At 64.6% G+C, this 24,420-nt stretch carries 27 protein-coding genes; 10 read left to right on the top strand and 17 right to left on the bottom strand.

The annotated features are described in order from the left end of the window. The first annotated feature begins 85 nt into the window (after nt 1-85). The gene (arr, locus tag ABD791_RS01290) at nt 86-514 is read left to right on the top strand and encodes an NAD(+)--rifampin ADP-ribosyltransferase (RefSeq protein ID WP_345061505.1); all 429 of its coding nucleotides are present in this window, start codon (nt 86-88) and stop codon (nt 512-514) included. Between the two features lie 31 nt (nt 515-545). Here the strand turns inward: arr and ABD791_RS01285 are convergent, their stop codons facing one another. Further along, complete coding sequence (locus ABD791_RS01285; protein ID WP_345061503.1) at nt 546-1,130, bottom strand: TetR/AcrR family transcriptional regulator; 585 nt, start codon at nt 1,128-1,130, stop codon at nt 546-548. Between the two features lie 117 nt (nt 1,131-1,247). Here ABD791_RS01285 and ABD791_RS01280 point away from each other — a divergent pair, with 117 nt between their 5' ends. Together ABD791_RS01280 and ABD791_RS01275 are read left to right on the top strand one after the other, a co-directional pair. Then, on the top strand, nt 1,248-1,952 hold the full coding sequence (locus ABD791_RS01280) for an MBL fold metallo-hydrolase (protein WP_345061501.1): 705 nt from the start codon (nt 1,248-1,250) through the stop codon (nt 1,950-1,952). A 64-nt stretch (nt 1,953-2,016) separates the two neighbouring features. Beyond that, nucleotides 2,017-2,649 (top strand): dihydrofolate reductase family protein, encoded by a 633-nt coding sequence (locus tag ABD791_RS01275; RefSeq protein ID WP_345061499.1) that lies wholly within the window; start codon nt 2,017-2,019, stop codon nt 2,647-2,649. Between the two features lie 17 nt (nt 2,650-2,666). Here ABD791_RS01275 and ABD791_RS01270 read toward each other — a convergent pair whose 3' ends face one another. The 5 genes from ABD791_RS01270 to ABD791_RS01250 form a co-directional block, all read right to left on the bottom strand. Then, a complete protein-coding gene (locus tag ABD791_RS01270; RefSeq protein ID WP_345061497.1) occupies nt 2,667-2,978 on the bottom strand; it encodes a metal-sensitive transcriptional regulator in 312 nt (103 codons plus the stop codon). A 141-nt stretch (nt 2,979-3,119) separates the two neighbouring features. Next, nucleotides 3,120-5,390 carry a heavy metal translocating P-type ATPase gene (locus tag ABD791_RS01265; protein ID WP_345061496.1) on the bottom strand — a complete coding sequence of 757 codons (2,271 nt, stop codon included), beginning with the start codon at nt 5,388-5,390 and terminating at the stop codon, nt 3,120-3,122. Nucleotides 5,391-5,432: 42 nt separating this feature from the next. Next, nucleotides 5,433-6,440, bottom strand: coding sequence for a heavy-metal-associated domain-containing protein (locus tag ABD791_RS01260; RefSeq protein ID WP_345061494.1), 1,008 nt, complete (start codon nt 6,438-6,440; stop codon nt 5,433-5,435). After that, on the bottom strand, nt 6,437-6,649 hold the full coding sequence (locus ABD791_RS01255; RefSeq protein WP_345061492.1) for a heavy-metal-associated domain-containing protein: 213 nt from the start codon (nt 6,647-6,649) through the stop codon (nt 6,437-6,439). Before ABD791_RS01255 ends, ABD791_RS01260 begins: the two co-directional genes overlap by 4 nt. 358 nt (nt 6,650-7,007) lie before the next feature. Continuing rightward, nucleotides 7,008-7,649 carry an NAD(P)-dependent oxidoreductase gene (locus ABD791_RS01250; protein ID WP_345061491.1) on the bottom strand — a complete coding sequence of 214 codons (642 nt, stop codon included), beginning with the start codon at nt 7,647-7,649 and terminating at the stop codon, nt 7,008-7,010. A gap of 95 nt (nt 7,650-7,744) precedes the next feature. Here ABD791_RS01250 and ABD791_RS01245 point away from each other — a divergent pair, with 95 nt between their 5' ends. Next, nucleotides 7,745-8,131: a winged helix-turn-helix transcriptional regulator gene (locus ABD791_RS01245; RefSeq protein ID WP_345061489.1), complete on the top strand. Its 387-nt coding sequence runs from the start codon at nt 7,745-7,747 to the stop codon at nt 8,129-8,131. Nucleotides 8,132-8,170: 39 nt separating this feature from the next. Here the strand turns inward: ABD791_RS01245 and ABD791_RS01240 are convergent, their stop codons facing one another. Genes ABD791_RS01240 through ABD791_RS01230 form a run of 3 tightly spaced genes read right to left on the bottom strand, consistent with a single transcriptional unit; the run spans nt 8,171 to nt 11,257 of the window. Then, entirely contained in the window at nt 8,171-9,847 is a 1,677-nt protein-coding gene (locus ABD791_RS01240) for an ABC1 kinase family protein (protein WP_345061487.1), read from the bottom strand. Nucleotides 9,848-9,885: 38 nt separating this feature from the next. After that, entirely contained in the window at nt 9,886-10,431 is a 546-nt protein-coding gene (locus ABD791_RS01235; RefSeq protein ID WP_345061485.1) for a PadR family transcriptional regulator, read from the bottom strand. Between the two features lie 37 nt (nt 10,432-10,468). After that, nucleotides 10,469-11,257 (bottom strand): SDR family oxidoreductase, encoded by a 789-nt coding sequence (locus tag ABD791_RS01230; protein WP_345061483.1) that lies wholly within the window; start codon nt 11,255-11,257, stop codon nt 10,469-10,471. A gap of 153 nt (nt 11,258-11,410) precedes the next feature. On the opposite strand from ABD791_RS01230, the gene ABD791_RS01225 reads away from it, so the two are divergent. Together ABD791_RS01225 and ABD791_RS01220 are read left to right on the top strand one after the other, a co-directional pair. Then, entirely contained in the window at nt 11,411-12,313 is a 903-nt protein-coding gene (locus tag ABD791_RS01225) for an RNA polymerase sigma-70 factor (RefSeq protein ID WP_345061481.1), read from the top strand. A gap of 54 nt (nt 12,314-12,367) precedes the next feature. Then, nucleotides 12,368-12,994 carry a sigma factor-like helix-turn-helix DNA-binding protein gene (locus tag ABD791_RS01220; protein ID WP_345061479.1) on the top strand — a complete coding sequence of 209 codons (627 nt, stop codon included), beginning with the start codon at nt 12,368-12,370 and terminating at the stop codon, nt 12,992-12,994. 133 nt (nt 12,995-13,127) lie between these two features. Here the strand turns inward: ABD791_RS01220 and ABD791_RS01215 are convergent, their stop codons facing one another. Next, nucleotides 13,128-13,904 (bottom strand): SDR family oxidoreductase, encoded by a 777-nt coding sequence (locus ABD791_RS01215; RefSeq protein WP_345061477.1) that lies wholly within the window; start codon nt 13,902-13,904, stop codon nt 13,128-13,130. A gap of 239 nt (nt 13,905-14,143) precedes the next feature. Continuing rightward, the gene (locus ABD791_RS01210) at nt 14,144-14,491 is read right to left on the bottom strand and encodes a UBP-type zinc finger domain-containing protein (protein ID WP_345061475.1); all 348 of its coding nucleotides are present in this window, start codon (nt 14,489-14,491) and stop codon (nt 14,144-14,146) included. Between the two features lie 229 nt (nt 14,492-14,720). On the opposite strand from ABD791_RS01210, the gene ABD791_RS01205 reads away from it, so the two are divergent. Beyond that, nucleotides 14,721-15,173 carry a GNAT family N-acetyltransferase gene (locus ABD791_RS01205; RefSeq protein WP_345061473.1) on the top strand — a complete coding sequence of 151 codons (453 nt, stop codon included), beginning with the start codon at nt 14,721-14,723 and terminating at the stop codon, nt 15,171-15,173. Nucleotides 15,174-15,200: 27 nt separating this feature from the next. Here ABD791_RS01205 and ABD791_RS01200 read toward each other — a convergent pair whose 3' ends face one another. Next, nucleotides 15,201-16,142, bottom strand: a complete 942-nt coding sequence (locus ABD791_RS01200) for an RNA polymerase sigma-70 factor (RefSeq protein ID WP_345061471.1) — start codon at nt 16,140-16,142, stop codon at nt 15,201-15,203. A gap of 222 nt (nt 16,143-16,364) precedes the next feature. Then, entirely contained in the window at nt 16,365-16,877 is a 513-nt protein-coding gene (locus ABD791_RS01195) for a YdeI/OmpD-associated family protein (RefSeq protein ID WP_345061469.1), read from the bottom strand. 134 nt (nt 16,878-17,011) lie between these two features. Between ABD791_RS01195 and ABD791_RS01190 the strand changes: the two genes are divergently transcribed. Then, nucleotides 17,012-17,509 carry a DUF427 domain-containing protein gene (locus ABD791_RS01190; RefSeq protein WP_345061467.1) on the top strand — a complete coding sequence of 166 codons (498 nt, stop codon included), beginning with the start codon at nt 17,012-17,014 and terminating at the stop codon, nt 17,507-17,509. A 43-nt stretch (nt 17,510-17,552) separates the two neighbouring features. Here the strand turns inward: ABD791_RS01190 and ABD791_RS01185 are convergent, their stop codons facing one another. The 3 genes from ABD791_RS01185 to ABD791_RS01175 form a co-directional block, all read right to left on the bottom strand. Further along, the gene (locus ABD791_RS01185) at nt 17,553-17,975 is read right to left on the bottom strand and encodes a DUF1801 domain-containing protein (RefSeq protein ID WP_345061465.1); all 423 of its coding nucleotides are present in this window, start codon (nt 17,973-17,975) and stop codon (nt 17,553-17,555) included. Nucleotides 17,976-17,984: 9 nt separating this feature from the next. Further along, nucleotides 17,985-20,420, bottom strand: a complete 2,436-nt coding sequence (locus ABD791_RS01180) for an Ig-like domain-containing protein (protein WP_345061463.1) — start codon at nt 20,418-20,420, stop codon at nt 17,985-17,987. Nucleotides 20,421-20,524: 104 nt separating this feature from the next. Continuing rightward, nucleotides 20,525-20,971 carry a MarR family winged helix-turn-helix transcriptional regulator gene (locus ABD791_RS01175; protein ID WP_345061461.1) on the bottom strand — a complete coding sequence of 149 codons (447 nt, stop codon included), beginning with the start codon at nt 20,969-20,971 and terminating at the stop codon, nt 20,525-20,527. Between the two features lie 68 nt (nt 20,972-21,039). Here ABD791_RS01175 and ABD791_RS01170 point away from each other — a divergent pair, with 68 nt between their 5' ends. Next, on the top strand, nt 21,040-22,599 hold the full coding sequence (locus ABD791_RS01170; RefSeq protein WP_345061459.1) for an MFS transporter: 1,560 nt from the start codon (nt 21,040-21,042) through the stop codon (nt 22,597-22,599). Nucleotides 22,600-22,689: 90 nt separating this feature from the next. On the opposite strand, the gene ABD791_RS01165 is transcribed toward ABD791_RS01170, so the two are convergent. Continuing rightward, nucleotides 22,690-23,142 (bottom strand): winged helix-turn-helix transcriptional regulator, encoded by a 453-nt coding sequence (locus ABD791_RS01165; RefSeq protein WP_345061457.1) that lies wholly within the window; start codon nt 23,140-23,142, stop codon nt 22,690-22,692. Nucleotides 23,143-23,198: 56 nt separating this feature from the next. Between ABD791_RS01165 and ABD791_RS01160 the strand changes: the two genes are divergently transcribed. Next, the gene (locus ABD791_RS01160) at nt 23,199-24,371 is read left to right on the top strand and encodes an MFS transporter (protein WP_345064421.1); all 1,173 of its coding nucleotides are present in this window, start codon (nt 23,199-23,201) and stop codon (nt 24,369-24,371) included. Nucleotides 24,372-24,420: the final 49 nt, after the last annotated feature.

Below are 24,420 nucleotides of genomic sequence, written 5' to 3'. Positions count from 1 at the left end.
TTCACCGTCGGTGAGTCATCGTCGGCGACAGGATCGCAGTGCTCGACCGAACTAAACTTCAGCGTCAAATATGTTGGGAGTGCGCATGACGAGCGTGCCGAAACCGTTCGAAGTCCACGAGTCAGGGGCGCTGTTCCACGGGACAAAAGCGAACCTCACGGTGGGCGACCTCCTCGTGCCCGGACGCCGCTCGAACTTCGAAACGGGTCGCACGATGAACCACGTCTACGTGACGGCAACACTGGATGCCGCAACGTGGGGCGCTGAACTCGCTGCAGGCGAGGGCCTTGGCCGCATCTACATCGTGGAGCCGATGGGCGACCTTGAAGACGATCCCAACGTGACCGATAAGAGGTTTCCCGGCAATCCGACCCGGTCCTACCGCACCACGCAACCGGTGAAGATCGTCGGCGAGCTGACGGACTGGGTGGGGCATTCGCCCGATCAGGTGCAGGCGATGCGGGAGGCCCTCGCCGATCTGGAGCGTCGGGGCGCTGCAGAGATCGATGACTAGCCGACTGCGCTCACCGATCCGCCGTGAGCGATCAACCCACCGCTTGCGCGACCTCGCGAGCCTGCAGAGCGGTTGTCAGCGTGCGGATGCCGAAGGCAAAAGCCTCATCGACATCCCCACCCAGGTTGAAGGCACCCGCCAGTTCCATGCTGATGAAGCCGTTGGCCCATGCCGTGAGCGTGCGCGCGGCATCGAGCGCACGCTCTGGGCCCGCAAGCGCGCCCGCGACCTCAAGGAGCGGCAGACTCGAGGCGACGATCGCGTCATAAGACGGACGAGTGCCGACCGGCCCCGGCGCAAAGATGAGGTGAAAGCCCGCCGGAAACCGATGCGCGAACGCCCGAAACGCCAGCGCGAGCGCAGCGACGAGAGAGGGGGCATCCGTCGGCCCGGCTGCAGCCTTGCGCAGCTCCTCACCGAGGTCGTCGATTGTTGCTTCCGTGATGAGCCGCACGAGCTCATCGCGATTGCGAACGCGTTTGTAGAGCGACGGGGCTTTGACTCCGACGCGATCGGCGACTGCCTGCATGGTCAACCCCGCGAGACCCTCCGCTTCGAGGAGCTCACGGCCGACGGCGACGATCGCCTCGCGAGAGGTGCGTTCAGGTGTTGGCATTGGACTCTCCACGGGTCGAAATCGTCGATAGCTATTGTCGATAGCTATTGACCATAGCCATGATGGCTATGTATCGTAGCCATGTAGCCAGCGTAGCAATTCGAAAGGTGCATGACAATGCAACTCGTTCCAGGCCTCCGTCGTGTCGGCAATGACATCGTGGCATTCCACCTCATCGAGACCACCGACGGAATCACCATGATCGACGCCGGACTCCCCGGCCACTGGTCCGACCTCCGGGCAGAACTCGCACACATGGGCCGCGACATCACAGACATCCGCGGCGTCGTACTCACCCACGGCGACAGTGACCACATCGGCATCGCGGAACGCCTCCGCCGCGACCACGGCATCCCCGTGTACGTTCATGCAGCGGATGCCGCCCGAGCGCGCGGTGAGGTGACGTCGCATCCTGCGGGTGGGCCCAAGCGGCTCGGCGCGATGCTCGGTTTCGCCACGTACGCGCTGCGCAAAGGCGGGGCGAAGACCACGCACCTGACCGCGGTGATGGAGATGCATGACGGTGAGACGCTCCCCCTCCCCGGGTCACCGCAGATCGTCGGTCTGCCCGGACATTCGCCGGGCAGCGTCGCCGTGTTCGTGCCGCTCGTCGACACGGTCTTCGTCGGAGATGCGCTCACCACGCGCAATGTGCTCACCGGGGTGACGGGCCCGCAGCCGGCACCGTTCACCGATGATCCAGCCGAAGCACTCCGCTCCCTCGACGCGCTCTCCGCGCTCGATGCGCACCGCGTCGTCCCCGGTCACGGACCAGCCTGGTCCGGGTCGATCCCCGACGCCATCCGCCAGATCCGAGCCTGAGACAACGTTGCGGAGCCCCCTGCCTCGCGAACGAGAGCAACAGGGGACAGAATCGTCTCAACCGATGGTCGATCGATATTGCCAGGCGACCTGGGACGAGGGAGTTCTGATCATGCGAAAACTGATTGCGTGGGCGTTCATGTACTCGCTGGATGGACTTCTCGCCGACGAGGGCACCGACTACTGGAAGTTCTGCTTCGGATTGCCCATCGACCCGGCGGAGCAGAAGCAGAAGATCGATCTCTACGAGAGCGCGTACGCGCACATCATGGGCCGCACCGCCTACCGGGGCATGGCCGCGGCCTTGCCGACGGCCGACCATCCGTTCACCAACGTCATGAACTCCGCCCGCAAGGTCGTCTTCTCCCGAACGCTGCAGACGGCCGAGTGGGCCAACACCACCATCGCCGCCGGCGACACGATGGAGGAGATCGACACCCTCAGACACGGCGGAGACGGCCACATCGTGGTCTGGGGCGGCGTCGGCCTCTGGCGCTCGCTCATGCGGCTCGACCTCATCGACGAGTTCCGCGTGGACCTGCACCCCTTCATTGCCGGTGAAGGCACCCGGCTGTTCGATGGCAGCACCAAGTCCTATCGGCTCGACTTGGTCGCCAGCACCGAGTTCAGCAACGGAATCGTCGGGCTGCAGTATCGCCGGCACCGCGAGGCCGGCACCCCGGCAAACCAGTTATGACGTGAGACGGCTATCGGTCAGGAGCGCACGAGACGACTGATCGCGTCGCTGGCTTCCTTGATCTTTGCCGCAGCGTCGTCCCCGCCGAGCTTCGCGGCGTCGAGCACGCAGTGCTTGAGGTGATCATCGAGCAGACCGAGCGCGACGACCTGCAGCGCACTCGTCAGCGCGCTGATCTGGGTGAGGATGTCGATGCAATATTTCTCTTCATCGATCATCTTGGAGATGCCGCGCGCTTGCCCCTCGATGCGTCCCATGCGCTTGAGGTATTTGTCTTTGTCACTGATATAACCGTGTGCGTGCGTCGAAGTCTCGGAGGAGGGTGACATCGTACGTTCCTTACGTTGCAGCAGTTCAGGATGGGGCAGAGTGCAGGCGGCGAAGCAGAGTTCCCCGGGTCGGAGTAGGGAGCATGCCGCCAGATTCAGACTATCGGCCGCCGTCGGCCGCCATCAGCTGGCCCGCGACCGCTACTGCTTCGCGATGCTTCTGAACCCGCGCAGGCGCAGGCTGTTGCCGACAACGAAGACGCTGGACAGCGCCATGGCCGCCCCGGCCAGCATCGGGTTGAGCATTCCGAGCGCCGCGATCGGGATCGCGGCGACGTTGTAGGCGAACGCCCAGAATAGGTTGGTCTTGATCGTTTGGAGCGTCTTGCGTGACAGACGGATGGCGTCGACCGCGCTCCGCAGATCGCCGCGCACCAGAGTGATGTCCGATGCTTCGATCGCGACATCGGCGCCGGTTCCCATGGCCAGACCGAGGTCGGCCTGAGCGAGGGCGGGAGCGTCGTTGACGCCGTCACCGATCATCGCCACGATCCTCCCCTCCCTCTGCAGCCGGGTGATCACGTCGACCTTGTCCTTCGGGAGAACCTCGGCAATGACCTCCTCGATGCCGACCTCTGCGGCGATCCGCCGGGCGACAGCCTCGTTGTCGCCCGTGAGCAGAATCGGAGTCAAACCGATCGCCTTGAACTGTGCGATCGCTTCGGCGCTGGTCGGTTTGACCGTGTCGGCGACGACGAGAATGCCTCGCGCCTGGCCGTCCCAGCCCACCGCGACGACCGTCTTGCCTTCGCCCTCTGCGCGCGCCTTCGTCGACGCGAGCTCACGGCTCAGTTGCAGTGACCACTCGGCCAGCAACGACTCACGGCCCACCAGCACGGCGTGGCCATCGACAATGCCCTGCACACCCTTGCCTTCGATGTTCACGAAGCCGTCCACCGCCGGCAGCGCTCCGACTTGCTGCGTCGCACCCTTGGCGATTGCCTGGGCGATCGGGTGTTCAGAGGCATCTTCCAACGCCCCCGCCAGCCGCAGCAGTTCGACGCGATCGGTGCCGGCCTCGACGAACACGTCGACGAGAGTCATCTTGCCTGTGGTGACGGTTCCGGTCTTGTCCAGCACAACGGTGTCGATGGTGCGGGTGGATTCCAGAACCTCGGGGCCCTTGATGAGCACGCCCATCTGCGCACCCCGACCGGTGCCCACCAGCAACGCTGTTGGCGTCGCCAGGCCCAGCGCGCAGGGGCACGCGATCACGAGCACCGCGACGGCAGCCGTGAACGCCGCTGTCACGGGGAAACCGGCGCCCAGCCATCCGCCCAGTGTGACGAACGCGATCACGATCACGATCGGCACGAACACGCCGGAGATCCGGTCGGCGAGGCGCTGTACTTCGGCTTTACCGGTCTGGGCATCCTCGACGAGCTGAGCCATTTGCGCCAGCTGTGTGTCTGACCCGATCCGGGTTGCACGCACCGAGAGCCGACCGCCGACATTCGTCGTGGCACCGGTGACGGTGTCGCCCTCGGCGACCTCGACCGGAACGGCTTCGCCGGTGAGCATGGATGCGTCCACCGCAGACGAGCCGGAGACCACGACACCGTCGGTGGCGATCTTCTCCCCCGGTCGCACGAGAAACACGTCACCGACCTGCAGGTCCTCGACAGGGATCTTCGTCTCGACCCCGCCGCTCAGCACCGAAACCTCTTTCGCGCCGAGTTCGAGCAGGGCGCGCAATGCTGCACCGGCCTGCTTCTTCGATCGCTTCTCGAAGTACCGACCGGCGAGGATGAACATCGTCACCCCGGCGCCGACCTCGAGGTAGATGTTCGCCGCACCATCGGAGGGGGCCAACGCAAACTCGAACGGATGCGTCATGCCCGGCGTGCCGGCGGTGCCGAAGAACAGCGCATAGAGCGACCAGAGAAACGCGGCGGAGGTGCCCAAGGAGATGAGCGTGTCCATCGTCGCGGCGCCGTGCTTGAGGTTCACCCATGCCGCCTTGTGGAACGGCCAGGCCGCCCACAAAATCACGGGGGCAGCCAGCGCGAGCGACGCCCACTGCCAGTAGGTGAACTGCAACGCGGGAATCATCGCCATCGCGATCACCGGCAGGGTCAGCACGATCGCACCGATCAGCCGGTTGCGCAGCGACAGCAGCTCCGGGTCAGCGTCATCCGCGTCGGCGGAGCCTTCGCCATCCGTCTTGCGCCCCTTGGGGGCGGGGATAGCGGCCGTGTACCCGGTCTTCTCGACCTCGGCGATCAACAGCGCCGAGTCGAACCCTTCTGGCACGGTGACCTTCGCCTTTTCGGTGGCGTAGTTCACGGTCGCGGTCACGCCGTCGAGCTTGTTCAGCTTCTTCTCGATCCGCATCGCGCAGGAGGCGCAGGTCATTCCGCCGATCTCCAACTCGATGCCGGTGCCCACACTTGGGGGCGCTGATGTGCTCATGTGCTGTTCCTTCTATTAGCGGGAGAAAGCGAGACCTGATGGTCAGTGCCCCTCCGGATGCGTCGGGCTCCCGGTGCTCGTGGAGCCGTCACTGGTCGTGGCGGCGCCAGGGGCGGGATCGAGGGCGGCGTCGAGCACAAACTCGGCGGTGTGAACCTCGCCATCGACCTGGAAGTCCAGGTACACCAGGTATCGACCCGCAGTCGGGGCCTCGGCGGCAAACACAATCTGCGGCCCGGCCGTGTCGCCTGCCACGGGTTCTTCACCGTCGGCATGCACGTGCAGAAAGGCGAGGTCGCCCTCACGCAGGGCAACGAGGTGGCCGAATGCGCCAAGGTACGGCTCCAAGGTGGTCACCGGTTCGCCGCCACGGGTGACGGTGATCGCGAGTTCGCGGGGCGAGCCCGCCACCATTTCGCCGTCGAGCGATACCGTGAATTCGTCGACCTGATCGACCCGAATCGGCTGCGGCACCACCGGAACGAACTCCCCAGCCACCTGAACGGTACGCGTAAGCGTCAGAGCGGATGCGTCGGCCAGCGTGAAATCCGCAAACACACGATAGCTCCCCGCTTCAACCCATTCCCACGGCAGCGACCAGGTGCCAGTCGACTCGTCCAACACCGGGTGAACATGACGGAACTGGCTGCCATCTGAGCGCACGACGATCAGATGCATATCCCGGTCGTGGGAGGTCTCGTACTCCGTGACCGAGGCCCCGGAGGCATCCTGAATCTGGAAGCTCAGCTCGCCAAACTCACCGACCGCTGCAGGCGCCTCAACCGGCGACAGCAGATACCCGTCGATGCCGAGCGAGAGGCCCTTCACCGCGGCCGCGACCGCTGTGGCGATTTCGGTTTCGGATCCGGTTGCGGATCCGGATCCGGCGCTCGTGGAATCGTGACCTTCTTCATGACCGTTCACTTTTGCGCCTTCCATCCATTCGGTTACTGCGCTGTCAGGAACGACAGCGCCGGCGATGCCGAACGCGCCACCAAACGCCACGACGAGTCCGAGCCCATAAGCGGCTAGACGCGTGCCCGTCTTCATATGGCCCGCACCGCCGAGTACCCTGCCTCCTCCACGGCGGCCAGAACCTGGGCATCGTCAACCGACTCCGCGCCCGTGACAACGAGCATGCCCGTCTGCGCACTCACCTCAATGTTCTCGACCCCCGCGATCTGGCCAACCTCTTCACGAATCGACATCTCGCAGTGCCCACACGACATGCCGGTCACCTGGTATTCGCTCATGGCCATTGCGCATCCTCTTTCTCATTCCTTATACCCCTACCGGGTATGTGTAGATCCAACCGTATACCCCGGCAGGGTATTCCGCAACCGAAACCCGACTGGTCGCGTCGCGTACCCCCCCAGGGGTATGCGCCACACCCCTACCGGGCCGTCTACGGAGCTGCGGCGACCATCGGAGGAACCGCCGGGGCGTGCTGCTGGTGACCTTCTTCATCATCCAGGCCCGAAACTGCAGCCGCTGCTGCGCCTCGGCCTGCTTCGCGCACCCCTGTTCGGGGCAGCCAACGCTACGCAGCTCCTGCTGGGTGCGGCATGGGTGGCGATGTGGTTCTTCTTGAACCTCTATCTGCAGGGACGGAGCTGGTCAGTAGGCGAAGTGGATTTGGCTGCGGTGGTGCGTGGGCTTCTCGATCTCGTCGAGGATCGCGCGGGCGAAGTCCGCGCCTTCAATCGCAGAGTTGCCCTCGGCATCGAAGAGGGCAACGTCGGTGCTCGTTCGGTAGGTGCCGCGCGGCTCGCCTTGCTCGGTGTACGCGCCGAACGTGGCAGCGGGGCTGACGAACAGCCAGTCGAGGTTCTCGGGTGCGCTCGTGCTCAGGGCGGTGAGCACGGAGTTGCCCTCCGTGGCTTCGGCAGCGAACTCAGGCGGCAGGTCATCACCCTCAGCGAAGCGGGGAGCGCCCGGCGCAGGGCGCAGCGAGCTGAAGCCGCCGACGACGATCAAACGGGCGCCGCTTGCCGCGGCGAGGTCGGCCAGCTTCGTGTACGTGGCCACCAGGGTGCCTTCGGTTCCGGCACGTGGCGACAGGGCGCCGATCACGATATCGGCGCCGGCGACAACCTGCTCCGCGTCGGCGGCAGTGCCTCGTACATAGCTGACACCGTCGACGGGCTCGACCGGAAGCGAGCGGCTCAGTGAGATTACTTCGTGACCGCGGGAAGCGGCCTCCTTCACGATCGATGATCCGGCGTACCCGGTCCCCCCGATTACGGCGATGGTGCTCATATCTGTTGTCTCCTTGTGATGTGCGCTGGTCTGGCGAATCAGACCGCTAGTGGTTACCATAGGTGACCAAAGCACCGATGGGAAGAAGGCACTTTTTGGTAACCGCAAACCCGAGCACTTCCGTCGCTCTCGACGGCAACCCCTACAACCAAGGCTGCCCGACCCGGCGAATCCTGGATCGGATCGGGGATCGTTGGACTGTGCTTGTGGTCGGCGCGCTTGGCGACGACACGGCCCGCTTCTCCGAACTCAAGCGCCGCGTCGAGGGGATCTCGCAGAAGATGCTGACCCAGACCCTGCGAGAGATGGAACGCGACGGCCTCGTCATACGCACCGTCTTCGCGCAGGTTCCCGTGAAGGTGGAGTACCGGCTCACCGATGCAGGGATCAGTCTCCGCGCGCCGCTGAAGGCACTAGAAGACTGGTCGATCGAACACCTCGGCGCCGTTCTCACCGCCCAGCAGTTCTACGACCAGGAGTAGTCCACAGGAGTAGTCCTGCTGACGCGGGCGGCGAATGGCTCAGCCGCGGCGCCCCGAGAACAGCGTGTGCAGCAACGGGATGATCGACACCAGCAGCAGCACCGAGCCGAGCACGACATCGTCGGCGCGAAGCCGGACACCGGCGACGAGGAGGGCCCCGAAGAGGAGTGCGGATATCACCCGCCGTGCGGTGCGCTCCAGCCGGTCGATCCGCCGGTCAATGCTGGGGATCGCCACCGACAATGTGCCGTCCTCGAGGCGGGTGAGAATCCCATCCAGTCGCTTCGGCAGGCGCCAGACCACGCCGGCGATCTCCAGTGCCTGCTGCGCGACATCCGTCACCGCGTTTCCCCCTTCTTCGCGCAGCAGCTGCGCCGCATATGGCTCGATGGAATCCCACACATTGAACTGGGGATCGAGCGCACTACACACCCCGGAGGTGAGGGACATCGCCCGGATGATGAGCAGAAAGTTCTCGGGCAGCTGCACCGGCAGCGAGCGCACCATGTCTCCGAATTGCACGGCGAAGTCCTGAAACTCACGCGGGTCCACATCGCGCAGCTCGGCGAAGCCCATGCCGCCGAACCGGGCGAAGAGCTGAACCATTGCCCGCTCGAGCTCGGTCGTCTCGGCGGAGGGCAGCAGCACTCCCACGTCGCGGATCGCATCCACCAACCCCTTGCCGTCGCGCGAGGCCGCCGCAATGAGCAGCTTCCGTAGACCGCTGCGCGTGCCGGAGGACACCTCGCCCATCATGCCGAAGTCGATGAACGTCAATTTCCAGGGTCGCCCACCGGCCCCGTCGGCCGCCGGGGTGACGAAGATATTGCCCGGATGCGGATCGGCGTGAAAGAAGCCGTTGGTGAACAGTTGGTCGAACATCACTGCCGCGAAGAGCGGAGCCACCTCGGCCGGGTCGATGCCCGCCGCGCGCAGAGCCGCGACATCGGTGATCTTGATCGCCGTCACGTCTTCGAGAGTGAGCACCTTCCGAGTCGTGCGTTCCCAGACGACCGCGGGCACCGCCATCCGCTCGTCGCCGGCGAAGTCTGCCGCGAAGCGCTCAGCACTCATCGCCTCGTGCAGATAGTCGATCTCTTCGAGGCTCGTCGACGCGAACTCCTTGATGAGGGCAGGCATGTCGACACGGTCGGAGACCAGCCGCACCCGGCTGAGCCAGCCGCCCACCTTGCGCAATGCCGCCAGGTCGACGTCAACGATCCGGTCGATTCCCGGCCGCTGCACCTTGACAATCACCTTGCTCAGGCCGGTCTCGGCGACGTCGAGCGGGGCCAGCCAGGCACGATGAGCCTGACCGAGGGATGCCGCGGCCACCGGTGACTCGTCGACGGCCGCGAACGCACGCTCGAGCGGCATCCCCAACTCCGCCTCGGCGAGCGCACGAATGTCTGCGAATGGCACGGGCGGCACCTCGTCTTGCAGCCCCTCGAGCTCGGTGGTGATCTCGGGCGGCAGAATGTCGAGCCGCGACGACATGAACTGGCCGACTTTGATCATCAGCCCGCCGAGCTCAACCGCGAGCAGATGAAATCGCTGGGCGAAGCGCTGCATCCGCCGTGCCCTGGTGCGTTCTGCGACTCTTGCGAGCCCGATGCGCGGAAGAAACAGCTCGTACCACCACGTCTGTGTCAGATACCACCCGGCAAAACGCAGGATACGGCGGTAGCGGGCACGGGTGTTTGCGGCGCCGGGCATCGAATCTGCGCGTTCCCGGCGAACCGACGCCACCCTCGTCAGTCCTGCGCGAGGATCGAGTAGATCCGACGGCGCGCTTCGCCCAGCACCGTCACGGCCTGCTGAATTTGTTCAGGGGTTCCGGTGCGACCAACCTGGGCTGCCGCTTGGGCGAGCTCGAAACCGGCCTTGGGCAGCGCAGCGAACCCGGAGCCGTCATCCGCGCCCATGTTCTCCCACGGCGCCGACCCGCCTGCCGCTGGCGCCTCTGCGCGACCCGCTTCGGTGAGCGCGTAGGTCTTGCGGCCGTTCGACTCCTCTGCGCTGATCAGCCCTTCGTCGGCGAGCAGTTGCAGTGTCGGGTAGACCGAACCGGCGCTGGGCTTCCACCGTCCATTGCTGCGCTCGTCGATCTCGCGAATGATCTGGTAGCCGTGCATCGGTTGCTCGGCGAGGAGCGCGAGCACAGCCGCGCGCACATCGCCTCTGCCCATGCGGGCGCCAGAGCGCTTCTCGAATGTTGAGCGCAACTGCTCCATCATCTGCCACATGCCCTCGCTGCGACCGCCGGGACCAAACCCGCCAGTTGGGAACGAACCACCCATGGTGACCTCCTCCGTGAACTGCGAACGATACTTAACGCTATGTCGCCAGGGGGGTTTGCGATAGGGATTTCGCTGACTTGACCTGTTGCAGCCAGTCTTCGAATCGAGTCGGAAACGTGTAGGCATCCGGTGCGGGCAGAAGCTCATTCTCGGCCAGTGCGTTTCCGAAATAGCGCGCAAGCGGGTCGGCGACGACTTGACGGGTGTCGTTGCGCGATCGCAGCTCGAGTTGCACGAGCTCCGTCAACCCGAACACCTCTGGGCCGGCAAATTCAACGGTTGAGTTCGTCGGTTCGCCCAGGGCGGTTCGCACGACGGCGGCGGCCACGTCGTCTCCAGCCATCGGCTGCACACGGGCGTGAGACAGGCGCACGACATTGCCCCGGGTCGCGGCATTTCCAATGCTCCGCACGAATTCGAAGAACTGCGTGGCATGCACGATCGAATACGGCAGCGAGGAGCGCCGGATCAGCGTCTCTTGGGCGTCCTTGGCGAAGAAGTAGCCCCGCTCAGTCTGCGCAAGTCGGTCGGTGCCGACCACGGACAACGCGACGTGATGACGAACGCCGGCGGCCTGCCCGAAGGTGAGGAGGTTCAGGGTAGAAGTGTAAAAGAAATCGAGTGCCCCTTCCTGGTCGGTGTATGACGAGTTTGAGAGGTCGATGACGGTTTCCGCTCCGTCGAGAGCCTTCTCTAGCCCCTCGGTGGTGTACGAGTTGACCCCGGTCGCCCGTGAGGCCGCTACCACTTCGTGTTCTGTGCGAGCGAGCAGATTGACCACCTTCGAGCCAATCAGCCCGGTGCCTCCAACGACGACGATTTTCATGTCTACCTTTCCCTCTGCAGCTCGGCGAGCAGCGTCACATCAGCTATGACCGGATCAGGCGCGATCTTGTGACAGTCCGTCACAAAGAGGCGGGCTATGCGGTCATAGCTTGCAGCGGATCGAAGTGGCTCGGTCCCCGTCGAAGGAATGCCTATGTCGCTCATCACCGAGAGTTCTGCCGGAGACGCCCTGAACGACGCGGCTGCCGTGTTCGCAACCGTCAGACGCAGGCTCTTTGGCATCGCTTACCGCATGCTCGGCAGCTCAGCGGATGCCGAGGACATCGTTCAGGACGTCTGGCTGCGTTGGCAGACCTGCGATCGAAGCGTGGTGCTTGACCCGCCCGCTTTTCTGGCAACGGCGGCCACCCGATTGTCGATCAACGTTCTGCAGTCGGCGCATCACCGCCGCGAAACCTACATCGGCCCCTGGCTGCCGGAGCCGATCAACACCAGCGACGATCCGGGCCTCGGGGCGGAGCGCGGTGAGGCCCTGGGCTTCGCGATGCTTCTTCTCTTGGAAAAGCTGACGCCCACTGAGCGCGCGGCCTACATTCTTCGGGAGGCCTTCGACTACCCGTATGGTCAGATCGCTCACATCGTGCAGCAGAAGGAGCCGGCGACGAGGCAGCTGGTCAGCCGTGCGCGAAAGCGTCTGGCCACCGAGCGCCGCGTGCCGGTCGAATCCACCGAGCAGCGACGACTGCTCGCCGCGTTTCTGCAGGCGGCTCAGAACGGGGACGTCACGGCACTCGAAGCGCTCTTCGCCTCCGATGTCGTCAGCTACTCCGACGGCAACGGCGCGAAACTGGCCGCCCGGATTCCCGTCGCCGGACGCAGCCGGGTCGCGAAGTTCGTTGCCGCGTTCTCGAGCCACTTCTGGCTCGGCAAAACCATCGACTGGGTCGAGTTGAACGGTCAGCATGCCGTGACGTTGACGGAGGACGGAACCGTCACGACGGCGCTCACGATGACCGTCGGTGACGACGGGATTCAGCAGCTTCTGTGGATGATGAACCCCGACAAACTCGGTCACGTCTCGCGTGCTGTCGCTTGACCTTCGGCACCGGCCCGAACCCCGCAGGCTGCGCAGCATCGGAGAGGAGAACAAATGGCTTCCGACTTCGCTGAGCCGACGAACCCGGATGCCGATCGGGTCGATCGGATCACGCTCGACGAATCGTTGCAGGTGCTTCTTCTCGTCGTGCTCGAGTCGCTCACGCCGGAAGCGCGAGTGGCGTTCATTCTTCACGACGTCTTCGGCGTCTCCTTTCACAGAATCGCTGAGGTCGTCGGGCGGTCGCGCGATGACACTCGCGAACTCGCCCGTTCTGCCCGCACACAGATTCAGCTGCGAACGAAGCACGAACTGTCCCCGGAACGGCGTCGCAGCATCGTGCTCACTCTTCTTGCCGGCTGCGCGGCCCACGATGAGACCGAGGTGCAATCGACGCTTCATCCGGAGGTCACCGTGCTCGTCGATGACGGCGGCACAATGCCGGATAACCCATCGCCGGTGCGGGGCGTCGAGCGGGCCGCTCGTCTCCTCATGCGCCTCTTTGCTGGGGCGCCCGCCATGACCGTCTCCGAGCAGTCGGTGAATGGACATGCCGGGCTCGTCTTTCGGCAGTCTCATCGGGTGATCGGCGTGCTCAGCGTGAATATCAAAGCCGACAAGATCGTCGATGCGTGGATCGTGCTCAACCCCGACAAGCTCCACCACTGGAATCGGGACTGACCCGCGGTCGCACCCGAGTTGCTGTCCCGCCGCCGATCGCACGAACGACCCCCGGTCCAGCGGGCCCGGGGGTCGTTACGTCTGCGCGCCGATTCACGTTGGTTTTTCAGTGGCGGCACGGATGTCGAAGCGTCTACTTCGCGGAAGCGGACAACCGTGCCGGAGCGGCGCTCGTCAGCCATTCCTCGAAGCGAGTCTCGAAAATGACAGCCCCTTCGCCCGGCAGCAGCATCCGCTCCCCCAGTTTCTGACCGAAATAGGTGGCTTCGGGGTCTGCGATCACGGTGCGCGGATCGCCCGCGAACGCCAGGCCGGTGCGAATGAGTGCGTCGAGGCCGAACTGTTCGGGGCCGGCCACCTCGATGGTGCCGTTCAGCGGAGCGCCAGCGGTCGTGCGGGCCACCGCGGTTGCCACGTCTTCCGCAGCGATCGGCTGGATCAGGGCAGGGGAAAGGTGGACTTCGTCGCCCACCGTCGCCGTGGCCGCGATGCTCGTGACGAACTCGAAGAACTGAGTCGCATGAATAAGCGAGAACGGGATGCCGCTGCCTGTGATGAGGTTCTCCTGGGCGACCTTCGCGCGCTGATACCCGCTGTCCGTCATCCGCTCGGCACCCACGACCGACAGCGCGACGTAGTGACCGACGCCCGCGTCTTTCGCTGCGGCGATGATGTTGGTCGTGGCCGTGGTGAAGAAGTTCATCACGTCGTCGTCGGCGAACGAAGGCGAATTCGACACGTCGAGCACCACCTGCGCGCCGGTGAGTACCTCGGCCAGTCCTTCGCCGGTGATCGTGTTGACACCCGAGTTCGGTGAGGCGGCAATCGCCTCATGGCCGTGGGCGGTGAGCTTTGCGACGACCTTGGACCCAATGAGGCCGGTGCCTCCGATAACGACGATCTTGGACATGAGCGAACCTTCCGTCTGTGCGGCGCGGAGTGTTCCCGGCCGTCACAGAGCTATGACCGGATGGCCCGCTCGCCTGTGACCGACTCGGACCATTTCGTTGGTCGAAGAGGCCGCCCGCGATCGGGTCGAGACCTCGCGAGCCGATGTTCGAAGTCAACTCGAGTTCAAGGATTGGCTCGCGAGATCTCGAGACGCGTGCTCGCAAGCTCGCGCGCTCCTCGATCACCGAAATGGCCGAGTCACCTCCGCAGCAACGACTTCCAGTCAGCCGGCACGGCGCCGAGCGGGCCGGGTACCGCCTGCTCGAGAGGGCGGTGTGCCGGCTCGGCAAGCTCCGGGCCCTCGAGATACGCCTCGGCTGAGTAGTCCCAAAACCATTCCTCGCCGGGTTCAAAGGTACGAATGACGCGGTGACCGGTGTGAGTTGCGTGTGCACGTGCATGCTGCTCCGGGGAGCTGTCACAGCAGCCAATATGGCCGCATTCCGCGCAGCGTCGCAGGTGAAACCACCAGCCACCACCGCCGAGACATTCGACACACCCGTCACCGCTTGGCGCGATCGTTGGGTTCACATCCGTTGTCGCCATGTTCGTTCACTCCTACGCTCTCTCGGCGCTGTGGCCGCTTCCGGTAAGTCCGGCCATAGCTCTGACCGCCTCGGGTCATGCGCTGTGACAGTAACTCTCGACGCAGTCTCCTCCATTCGACGCGATTGTCACAATGAGGTCGTCAGCCCGGTCATAGCTCGTGATGGGACTTCGGTCGAGGCGTCCCTCCCCCACCGAGCCGCCTGTCACGAGGAGAAGGAGCAGCGCAATGAGTACAGCAGATGAGTTCAAGCCGATGGAGTATCCCGATGCGGCGGGGTATCCCGATGGCACCGGCACCCTCGATGAGGGCACCGCAGCGCTCGTCGACGAAGTGACAGCCGACGCGCTTCGCGAGGTTGACCGCCCCTCGGCCGACGCCGATTCCGAGATAGCCGTACACCGCGACGATGACGCGCAGATCTACGTCGCCGTGATCGGCGACCGCGAACTGGCGAACCTTCGATACCGCGAGGCGGCCGGCCGAGTCGTTATTCTCACGACGAACGTTGCTCCGGAGTTCCGTGGTCGTGGCATCTCCGCAGACCTCATCGCCAACGCGCTAGACGATATTAGAGAGCGCGGCCTGCGCGTCACCGTGTATTGCCCGGTCGTCGCATCGTTTATGGCCGGAAACCAGCAGTTCGCGGATCTGATCGACCCGGATGATCCCGGTTTCTGAGGCTTGTGACCGCGCTCTGGGAGATGACTAATTTCTCGCCGAGGTCGACGCCGTTGTGTCGAGGCTGGCCGAGTTGGGCAGGTCAGGGGCGGGATTGGGCAGCACTCCGTCGAGCTTCTCCGGGTTCATCATCCAAAAGATGCGGTCGATTCCTTCGGTCGTCGCAGAGACCGCGATGAGTGCGATCTGCTCGCCGTGGGCAGACAGCCGAACAGCAGGCTGCCCGTTGGCTTCGACCCATTCGACATCGACACCGTCCCAAAACCACTCCGACACCGCCATCACAAATTTGACGACGCGGCTTCGTCCGACAAGCGGAATCCGCGCAGCTTGGAAGCGCTCGCCGCCGTCGGAGTAGCTCACGACATCCGCGGTGAGAACTGACTCAAGGGCTGCGAGATCACCCGCTTGCGCGGCTTCGAGGAACGCGGTGAGAAACCGTTGCTGCTCCGTAGCCCCGACCGGCGCGTGCCGTTCAATCGCGAGATGCTTGCGGGCGCGACTGACGAGTTGACGCACATTGACTTCGGTCGCCGTGAGAATCTCTGCAATCTCGCTGTAGGGATACCCGAATGCTTCGCGCAGAACGTATGCCGCCCGCTCAACGGGCGAGAGCCGCTCGAGAAGAAAGAGCACGGCAATCTGTATCGTCTCATTGCGCTCGACGCTGACCTCCGGACTCGTACTGGTATCGAGCGGCTCCGGAAGCCAGGGTCCGACATACGCTTCACGGCGAGCGCGCGCGGACTGCAACAGGGTGAGGGCGAGCCGGGTAGTCGTCGTAGCCAGAAACGCGGCCGGCTCACGGACTGCATCGCGATCGCAGCGCTGCCAGCGCAGCCAGACATCTTGCACGATGTCTTCGGCGTCTGCCACGCTCCCGAGCATGCGATAGGCAATACCAAACAGTCGTCCCCGCACGAGCAGAAACGCATCTGCGGCGCGATCAAGATCTGAGCGATCACTCAACGGATGCTCATCCGACGACGTTGGCTTGGCGGTCCGCCATGCCGGCCGCGGCCTGCGAGCCGTGAGCGAATCGATCTGGTTCTTCGGATGGAACCGCACTACCGGCCCTTCAGGTCGGGGCCGATCATCGCTGCATTCCCCAATGGCAACCACAGCTCGGCAACTCCCCCATTGTGGCTGCTTCCCGATGCGCGAAGCAAGCAGGCAGCGCCCCACCCCCGCCTAAGATCGCAACGTCTCCAGGACGCTCTGCACTCGCCGCGATCGGGTGTCGTCGCTCTTCGCGCTTGCAACGGACTCGGCATGTGCGCGTTGTTTGCTGTACGAGAGGGTCGCCCAGACCTTCGCCGCCACCGGGTCCGCGTCGAATGCCGTTGCCAGGTCTGCAGGGATCTCGACGGTGCGCGGTGCGTCGTCGACCTCGAGGGTGACCTCGACCTCGTCGCCCGCGCCATTGCCGGTGGCGGCTCGGGTCTCGGCGTTGAACGAAATCAGGAATCGACCACCCATCGATGCGATGGTGGTGCGGTATGAGTACCCGCCATCAATCGTGACGACGACGGGCACGCGTTTGCCGCGGCCGAAGCCGAGCACAACCTCCTCAGGCACGACGATGCCCACATTGTTGCCGCCGGCGGCCCACAGTGTTGTTCGAAAGCTGACCACGATTGTTCCTTTCGTGGATGCCAATCCTGCGAACACTTCGTGTGTCTTGCGTTCAACAACCGTTGGCATCGGGGTATGAGACAGTGCGAAGGCATCGACGGATGCTCCCACCAGCGATGCTAACCCGTCCACGAGAGCTGAACTGGACACCCGAACCGCATCGGGGTCAGGCACGATACAGCCGCGCGCACTAGCCTGCTGCCATGAATCCCAACCGTCTGCAGCATCGTCGGATCGCTCCCGGTCCGGGCCAAGAATCTGTCTGGGACTATCCCAGACCCCCGCGAGTCGAACGGATGAACCAGCGGGTCACTGTGGATGTCGATGGGCAGCGCGTGGTCGACACCAGTGACGTTGTGCGCGTTCTCGAAACGAGCCATCCGCCGGTCTATTATTTGCCGCGCAGCGCGTTCGCGCCGGGCGTGCTGCAGCCGGCGCGGGGGCAATCCTTCTGCGAGTTCAAGGGTGAGGCGCACTACCTCTCAGTGGGAAGCGCCGTCGGTGCAGCCTGGTTCTATCCGGTGCCGACACCCGGGTACGAGCAACTCGCCGACCGGGTCGCGGTGTACCCCGGGGCGATGGAGCGCTGCACCGTGGGTGGGGAGACCGTAACGGCCCAGGAAGGAGACTTCTACGGCGGTTGGATCACGTCATGGGTCGTTGGCCCCTTCAAGGGGGCACCGGGAACGTGGGGCTGGTGAATCGCACGTCGAAGGTGAAAGCGCCACATCGTGTGCGCGACGCTCAGACCGCCTGCGACCGCGCCTCGGAGAGCGAGTGCTCAAGCAGGGTGCGCAGCGCACTGCGATCCACCCCCGTCAACCGAGTGAGATAGAGGCAGACCTTGCTCGCACGGTAGTTGCCGAGCTTGGCCATGAGATCGGGCCAGCGCTCCGAGAAATTCTCGGGGAGGTAGATCGTGTGCTTCGTCGGGCCCGGAGCGAAGGCCAGCAGGGGGGAGCGGCCGCCGTGCCCGCTCTCGTAGCGATACTCGAACGTGCCGAATCCGATGATGCGGCCCGCCCACACGACCGGTTGCTCTCCGCTGATCTCGCCGAACATCGCGAGCAGTTCGTCAGCCTCGGTGCGCCGAGGGCCTGTGGCGCGGTTGAGCACCTCCGCGACCGGCAGGTCGGACGGTGACATCGCTGGCTGCTTCGCTGCCATGGGGTCTCCTCAGGCGCGTGTGACGCGTCGACGAACAAGGTACGCCGCGGCGCCGAGGAGCATAAGCAGCAGGCCAGCACCCAGGACGCCGCCAGCCTCGGCTCCGGTCGCTGCGAGCGCCGATGCCGTCGCCTGGGCAGGCTTGGCAGACGTGGCGAGAGGAACAGGCGTGGCGAGAGGAACAGGCGTGGCGGCAGGAACAGGCGTGGCGATAGGAACAGGCGTAGTGGCCACTGCGAAATTGTTGGACTCCGCATTTCCGACACCAACGTTGCCCGCCAGTGTGACCACACCCACGAGGCTGAGGGAAATGACGTTCGTCGCATCCTCGACTCCGGGCGTCGGAGTGAGGGTAGCAGTCCAGGTCTTCCCACCGTCAGCGGTGGTGGGCGATCCCAGCGCACCGTTCGACACGGTGAAGTCATCACTCGTCAGGCCGGTGACGGCCTCCGAGAAGGTGATCGTAACGAGCGAGGTCTCACCAGCAGCGAGCGACGTGTCGGCCACAACGATGGTCGCCGTCGGACGCACAGTGTCGACTGAATAATTCGCGGAGTCAGCCGTGCCAAAACCGGCATTGCCAGCCAGGTCGCTCACATCTGTAAGGGCGAGCGTGATGACGTTGGACGAGGCAGAAACGTTGGCTGTCGGGGTCAACGTGGTCGTCCACGTGATGCCGCCGTCGGAGGAACTCACGTCGGTCAGTGCGCCGTTCGCGATGCTGAGGTCGGCGTTGTCGAAGTCGGTTACGGCTTCGGAAAAGGTGATCGCCACGAGCGACGTCTCACCGGCGACGAGCACGCCGTCGCCTGACAGAGCGACGGTCGCGGTCGGGCGAATATGGTCAATTTTGTAGTTGTTCGACAGGCTCAAGCTTGATCCCGCGTTGCCGGCACCGTCCACGACGGCGGAGACGTCGAGCATGATCAGGTTGGTGACGTCATTGATGCCGGCCGTCGGAGTGAGGGTGGCGAGAAAGGTGATGTTGTCGTTCGTGATCAAATTCGTGAGGGTACCGTTTGCAACGCTGAGGTCTGAGATGTCGAAGCCGGTAACAGCCTCGGAGAACGTGATCGTCACGAGGGAGGTCTGGCCGATCCCGAGCGCGCTGTCTGACACGGCGATGGTTGCAGTCGGGCGCACGGTGTCGATCGCGTAGTTGTTCGAGTCTGTCGTTCCGGTGCCGGTGTTGCCCGTCGCATTGTGCAACCGGGTCATATCGACGCTGATCAGGTTGCTGGAATCGTCGACACCTGACGTGGGGGTGAATGTGGCGGTCCAGGTGATGCCGCCGTCGGAGGAGCTCACGGCGGTCAGTGTGCCATTCGCAACGTTGAGGTCGGTGTTGTCGAAGTCGATGACGGCCTCGGAGAAGATGATCGTGACGGGCGAGGTCTCGCCAAGGCGTAGCGCGTCGTCGTCGATGACGACGGTCGCCGTGGGGCGCACGGTATCGACCGAGTAGTTCGCAGAGTTGGTCTCGCCGGTACCGGCGTTGCCGGCGAGGTCGGTCAGACCTGGATTGAAGAGCTTGATGATGTTGGTTGCATCGAAGACTTCGGCGCTTGGGGTGAACGTGGCTGTCCATGTGACGCCGCCGTCGGAGAACCTCACGGCGGACAAGGTGCCGTTCGCGATACTGAGGTCGGCGTTGTCGAAGCCGGTAACGGCCTCGGAGAAGGTGATCGTGACGAGCGAGGTCTCACCGGCGCGAAGGGCAGTGTTCGTCAAGACGATGGTTGCAGTCGGGCGTTGGCTGTCGATCGCGTAGTTGTTCGAGTCTGTCGTGCCGGTGCCGGTGTTGCCGGAGGGGTCCGTGACGCCGGTGAGGTCGAGCGTGATCAGGTTGGAGCTGTCGTTGAGGCCCGCCGACGGGGTGAGGGTGGCTGTCCAAGTGATGTCGCCGTCGGAGGAGCTCAGGTTGGACAGCGAGCCGTTGTCGATGGTGAGGTCGTTGCGGGTGAAGGCGGTAACGGCCTCGGAGAAGATGATCGTGACGAGGGAAGTCTGGCCCACTCCGAGCGCGCTGTTTGCCACCACGATGGTCGCCGTTGGACGCCGGGTATCGATCGCGTAGTTGTTCGATTCGGCCGCGCCGAAGCCCGCATTCCCTGAGCCGTCCGTGACACCGGTGAGGTCGAGCCGGATCAGGTTGGTGGAATCTTCGACTCCGCCAGTGGGTACCAAAGTGGCGGTCCATGTCACGCCGCCGTCGCCGGTAGCCAGGTCGAACAGCGTGCCGTTGGCGATGCTGAGGTCGGCGTTGTCGAAGCCGGTTACGGGTTCGGTGAAAGTAATAGTGACGAGCGAGGTCTCACCGGCGACGAGTGACGTGTCTGCCATGGCGATGGTCGCCGACGGCGCATCGGCGAACGCAGCACCTGGCCAACCCAGCGTCAGAGCGAGCGCAGCGACGGCGGTGATAGCGATGGGGCGAAGGCGCACGTTGGAATTCCTATCTACGAGGAGACGGCTACCAACAACATCGTCGCCGCGAACAGAGCACATACTATCGGTCGTCGATTGCCTCACAGCACGCGAACGACACGTCAGTCGAGTGCGGCGGCGCGCACGGATGCGCTGTACTCCTCGATGTCGACGTTGAAGCGGTGCAGAGCGTCGGCGAAGTCGGCGACCTCGTCATCGGTCCAGTCGACAAGGATGCGCCCGAGTGCGGCGATCGACCGGTCACGCGACTGGACCAGGCTCTCGAGTCCGAACTCGGTGAGCGCGAACTTGCGGGCGATGCCGCCAGCGGGGTCGTCGACGCGCTTGAGCAGCCCGTCGCGCACGGCCACCGCGGTCTGTCGCTGCAGCGTCGATGCGTCGAGGCGCAGCGTCTCGCTCAGCTCACCGATCGAGCGCGGGCCATCAGAGCGGATGCGACTCAGTAGGAGATACGAGCTGCGTTCGATCACACGCCCGCGCTGTTGCGCGATCGTATGACGGCTCAGCAGCATCTGCTCGTACTCGATATCACCGATGCGACGGTCCATGGCGGCCCTCCTCGTCCGAGCCAATTCTAACAGAAGATATGTAGAATACATATGTAGACTACATATGCATGATGCATTCAGCTGCATTGCACCGCTTGTCGGAAGGACTCCCCCATATGGCCAAGACCGTCGCCCGCCCAGGGCTCATAATCGCCGCCCTCGCATCCGCTGGTATCTCATCCGCGTTCACGCAGACGATGGTCACCCCGCTGGTCGCCCTGCTGCCTGGGATCTTCAAGACCACGTCCGACAACACCACCTGGATCTTCACGGCAACGCTGCTCGCCGCGGCGGTTGCCGTGCCGATTTCCGGTCGCCTCGGCGATCTCTTCGGCAAGCGCCGGATGATCCTGCTGCTCGCGCTGCCGCTCGCCCTCGGCGCCATCGTCTGCGCCATCGCCCCGAACGTGCAGATCATGATCCTCGGACGCGCGCTGCAGGGGCTTGGCTCCGGCATGGTTCCGCTCGGGATCGCGTTGCTGCGTGATGTGGTGCCGAAGGAGAGGCTGTCATCGGCGATCGCGACCGTGAGCGCCACGCTCGGAGCCGGCGCCGCGATCGGGCTGCCAATCTCGGCCGCCGTGATCGAGTTCTCCTCCTGGCGCATCCTCTTCTGGGCCGCCGCCATCGTAAGCGGACTCATCGCGCTCACGATCTGGAAGATCGTTCCCGCCGTTCCCGCCGGCGCTTCGGGGCAACGCTTCGACGGGGTCGGCGCCGCCGGACTAGCACTAGGCCTCGTCGCCTTGATCCTCGGAATCTCGAAGGGATCCGCGTGGGGATGGTCATCCCCACTCACGATCACAATGCTGGCCGCGGCTGTCGTCGTCTTCGGCTTGTGGGGCTGGTGGGAGTTGCGCACGACCGACCCGCTCATCGATCTGCGCACGACCGCACGACCCCGCGTTCTGCTCACCAACATCGCGTCGATCTTCGTCGGATTCGGCATGTACGCGAGCTCGCTCGTCTTTCCGCAGGTACTGCAGCTGTCATCGGCGACGGGCTACGGCCTCGGCCAGTCGATCCTCGCGGCCGGTCTCTGGATGGCCCCGGCCGGCCTCATGATGCTCGTGCTCTCCCCAGTGGGCGGACGGATGAGTGACAAGCGCGGGCCGAAGTTCACCTTCCTGCTGGGAGTCGTCATCCTCGCCGCGGGCTACGGCGTCGCGCTGCTCGCAATGAGTCACGCCTGGGGCATCCTCCTCGCCGGCCTCGTGGTCAACAGCGGCGTCGCGTTCGCCTATGGGGCCATGCCCGCCATCATCATGAGCGCCGTGCCGCGCAGCGAGACCGCCTCCGCGAACGGCTTCAACACACTCATGCGCTCACTGGGCACCACGACGGGCTCCGCAATCGTGGGCATCGTGCTCGCGCAGATGACAATTCAGCTGGGCGGCGTCGCGGTGCCGAGCGAGGCCGGTTTCCACACTGTGCTCACGATCGGCGCTGGCGTCGCCGTGGTCGCGGCCGTCATCGTGGCCTTCATCCCCGCTTTGAAGACAGAGCCTGCTCCCGCTACCTCTGCGCGTGACGACGCCGTCGCCACCACCGCCGACCTTGAGCATGCCGCGTCGGCCGATGACGCACCCGGCGGGCACGAGCTCGTGGGCGCGGGCGAACGCGACTGAGCCGCGCTCACTCCGCAGCGGATGGCCGCCCCGACCGCCCGGGGTGGCCATCCGTTTTTCAGCTGGCGCCTACCAGCTTTCAGCTGGCGCCTACCAGCCCACGACGCCGACGGCGCGAGGAAGAATGGCGACGGCATTGCCGTCGACTTCGCCACCCTGCGCGTCTAGAAACGCGAGCCGAAGGGGTCGCTCGCCATCTGCCTCGACGAGCCGGGAACCACCGCTCAGCGGCGAGGGGTTGAACTCGTCGTCCCACTGCATCATTGCGGCCATCACGACACGCAGCCCTTCTCCGCGGGGCGTCAGGTGATAGCTAGACCGCATCCGCTCTCCGGGCTCGTGATAGTCCTGCTTCTCGAAGATGCCCGTGTCGACCAGCTTCGCTAGACGATTCGCAAGGATGTCGGAGGACAGCCCCAGGTTCTCCCCGAACTGCGAGAAGCGCGTCTGCCCACGCAGCGCATTGCGCACGATGAGCAACGACCACTTCTCACCGATCACGTCGAGGGTGCGAACGATCTGGCACGTCGATTTCGGTTTCATAATGCCTCCATTGTACGTGACTTTGAAAAACCAAGCTAGGTTATCCCTATGAAACAATTCGGCAAGCGCGGAACGTTCTGGTCAGCCTCTCTCGTGCTGGCCCTCTCTGGGCGAGCGGCGCACCGAGCGTGCTCTATCCGGTGTACGCGGCGAAATGGGACCTGTCGGCCGCCGTGACAACATCGGTATTCGGGGTCTATCCGCTCTCGCTGCTGCTCGTGCTGCTCTTCTTCGGCAGCCTGTCCGACACCATCGGACGCCGAAAGACGATCCTCATCGGCGTCGCTCTGATCGCTCTGTCGGCCATCGTCTTCGCGATCGCCCCGAACGTCGGATTCCTCTATCTCGGCCGCGTATTGCAGGGGGTCGGCACCGGCTTTGCGATCGGCGCCGCGAGCGCTGCACTCGTCGAGAACAACTACACGGGCAACCCACGCATCGCCAGTTCTCTGACGACGGTCTCCACGTCGGCCGGTCTCACGCTCGCGCTCGTGATCTCCGGCCTGCTCGCCGAATACGCGCCACTCCCCCTGGTCCTGAGCTTCGTCGCACTTCTCGCACTCACGATCGTCGCATTCGTGCTCACACTGTTCACACCCCACGACGAGACGGTCGGACAGCGGTGGACATTCGCGCTGCCGCGAGTCGCGCCGGGGATGTTGCGCCCGTTCGTCTTGGCCACCATCTCGGTGTCCATCGCCTACGCGGTGGGCGCGATGTTCCTGTCTCTCGGCGCGGACATGGCCCGAGAGTTCACGGGAACGACGAACCTGTTCGCGATCGGCGCCCTGCTCGGAGTCTCCTCGGCCACCATCGGCATCACCGCGCTCTTCCTCTCGCGCATGCACGCGCACACCACGATCCTGATCGGCGGCGCACTCTCCGTGATCGGACTCGGGCTGATGGCGGCGGCGAGCGCGACAGGATCGATCCTGGTCCTTCTGCTGTGGTGCATCATCGGCGGGATGGGATACTCCTTCTCCTTCACGGGCGGGCTCTCACTCATCAACCGCACCGCACCCGCGCACCACCGCGGGGCGACGCTGTCGCTGCTCTACCTGCTCGCCTACGTCGTGCAGGCTGTCGTTGCGATCGGGGCGGGCATGCTCGCGACCGCGCTCGGACTGCAAATGGCCGTGGAACTCGCATCCCCGATCCTCGCCGTGTTCTGCCTCGCCGCCGTGGTTCTCGTTCTCTTCGAACGGCGAACGCAGCCGCAGCCGGCGTGACCCGATGGGAGAAGAATGGTGCCGCCAGCATGACGAGAGGGTGAACTTG

The organism is Glaciibacter kafniensis (assembly GCF_039538945.1).
Lineage (GTDB): Bacteria > Actinomycetota > Actinomycetes > Actinomycetales > Microbacteriaceae > Cryobacterium > Cryobacterium kafniensis.
Note: the sequence above shows the minus strand (reverse complement) of the source record. Positions and strands in the feature narration are given on the sequence as shown.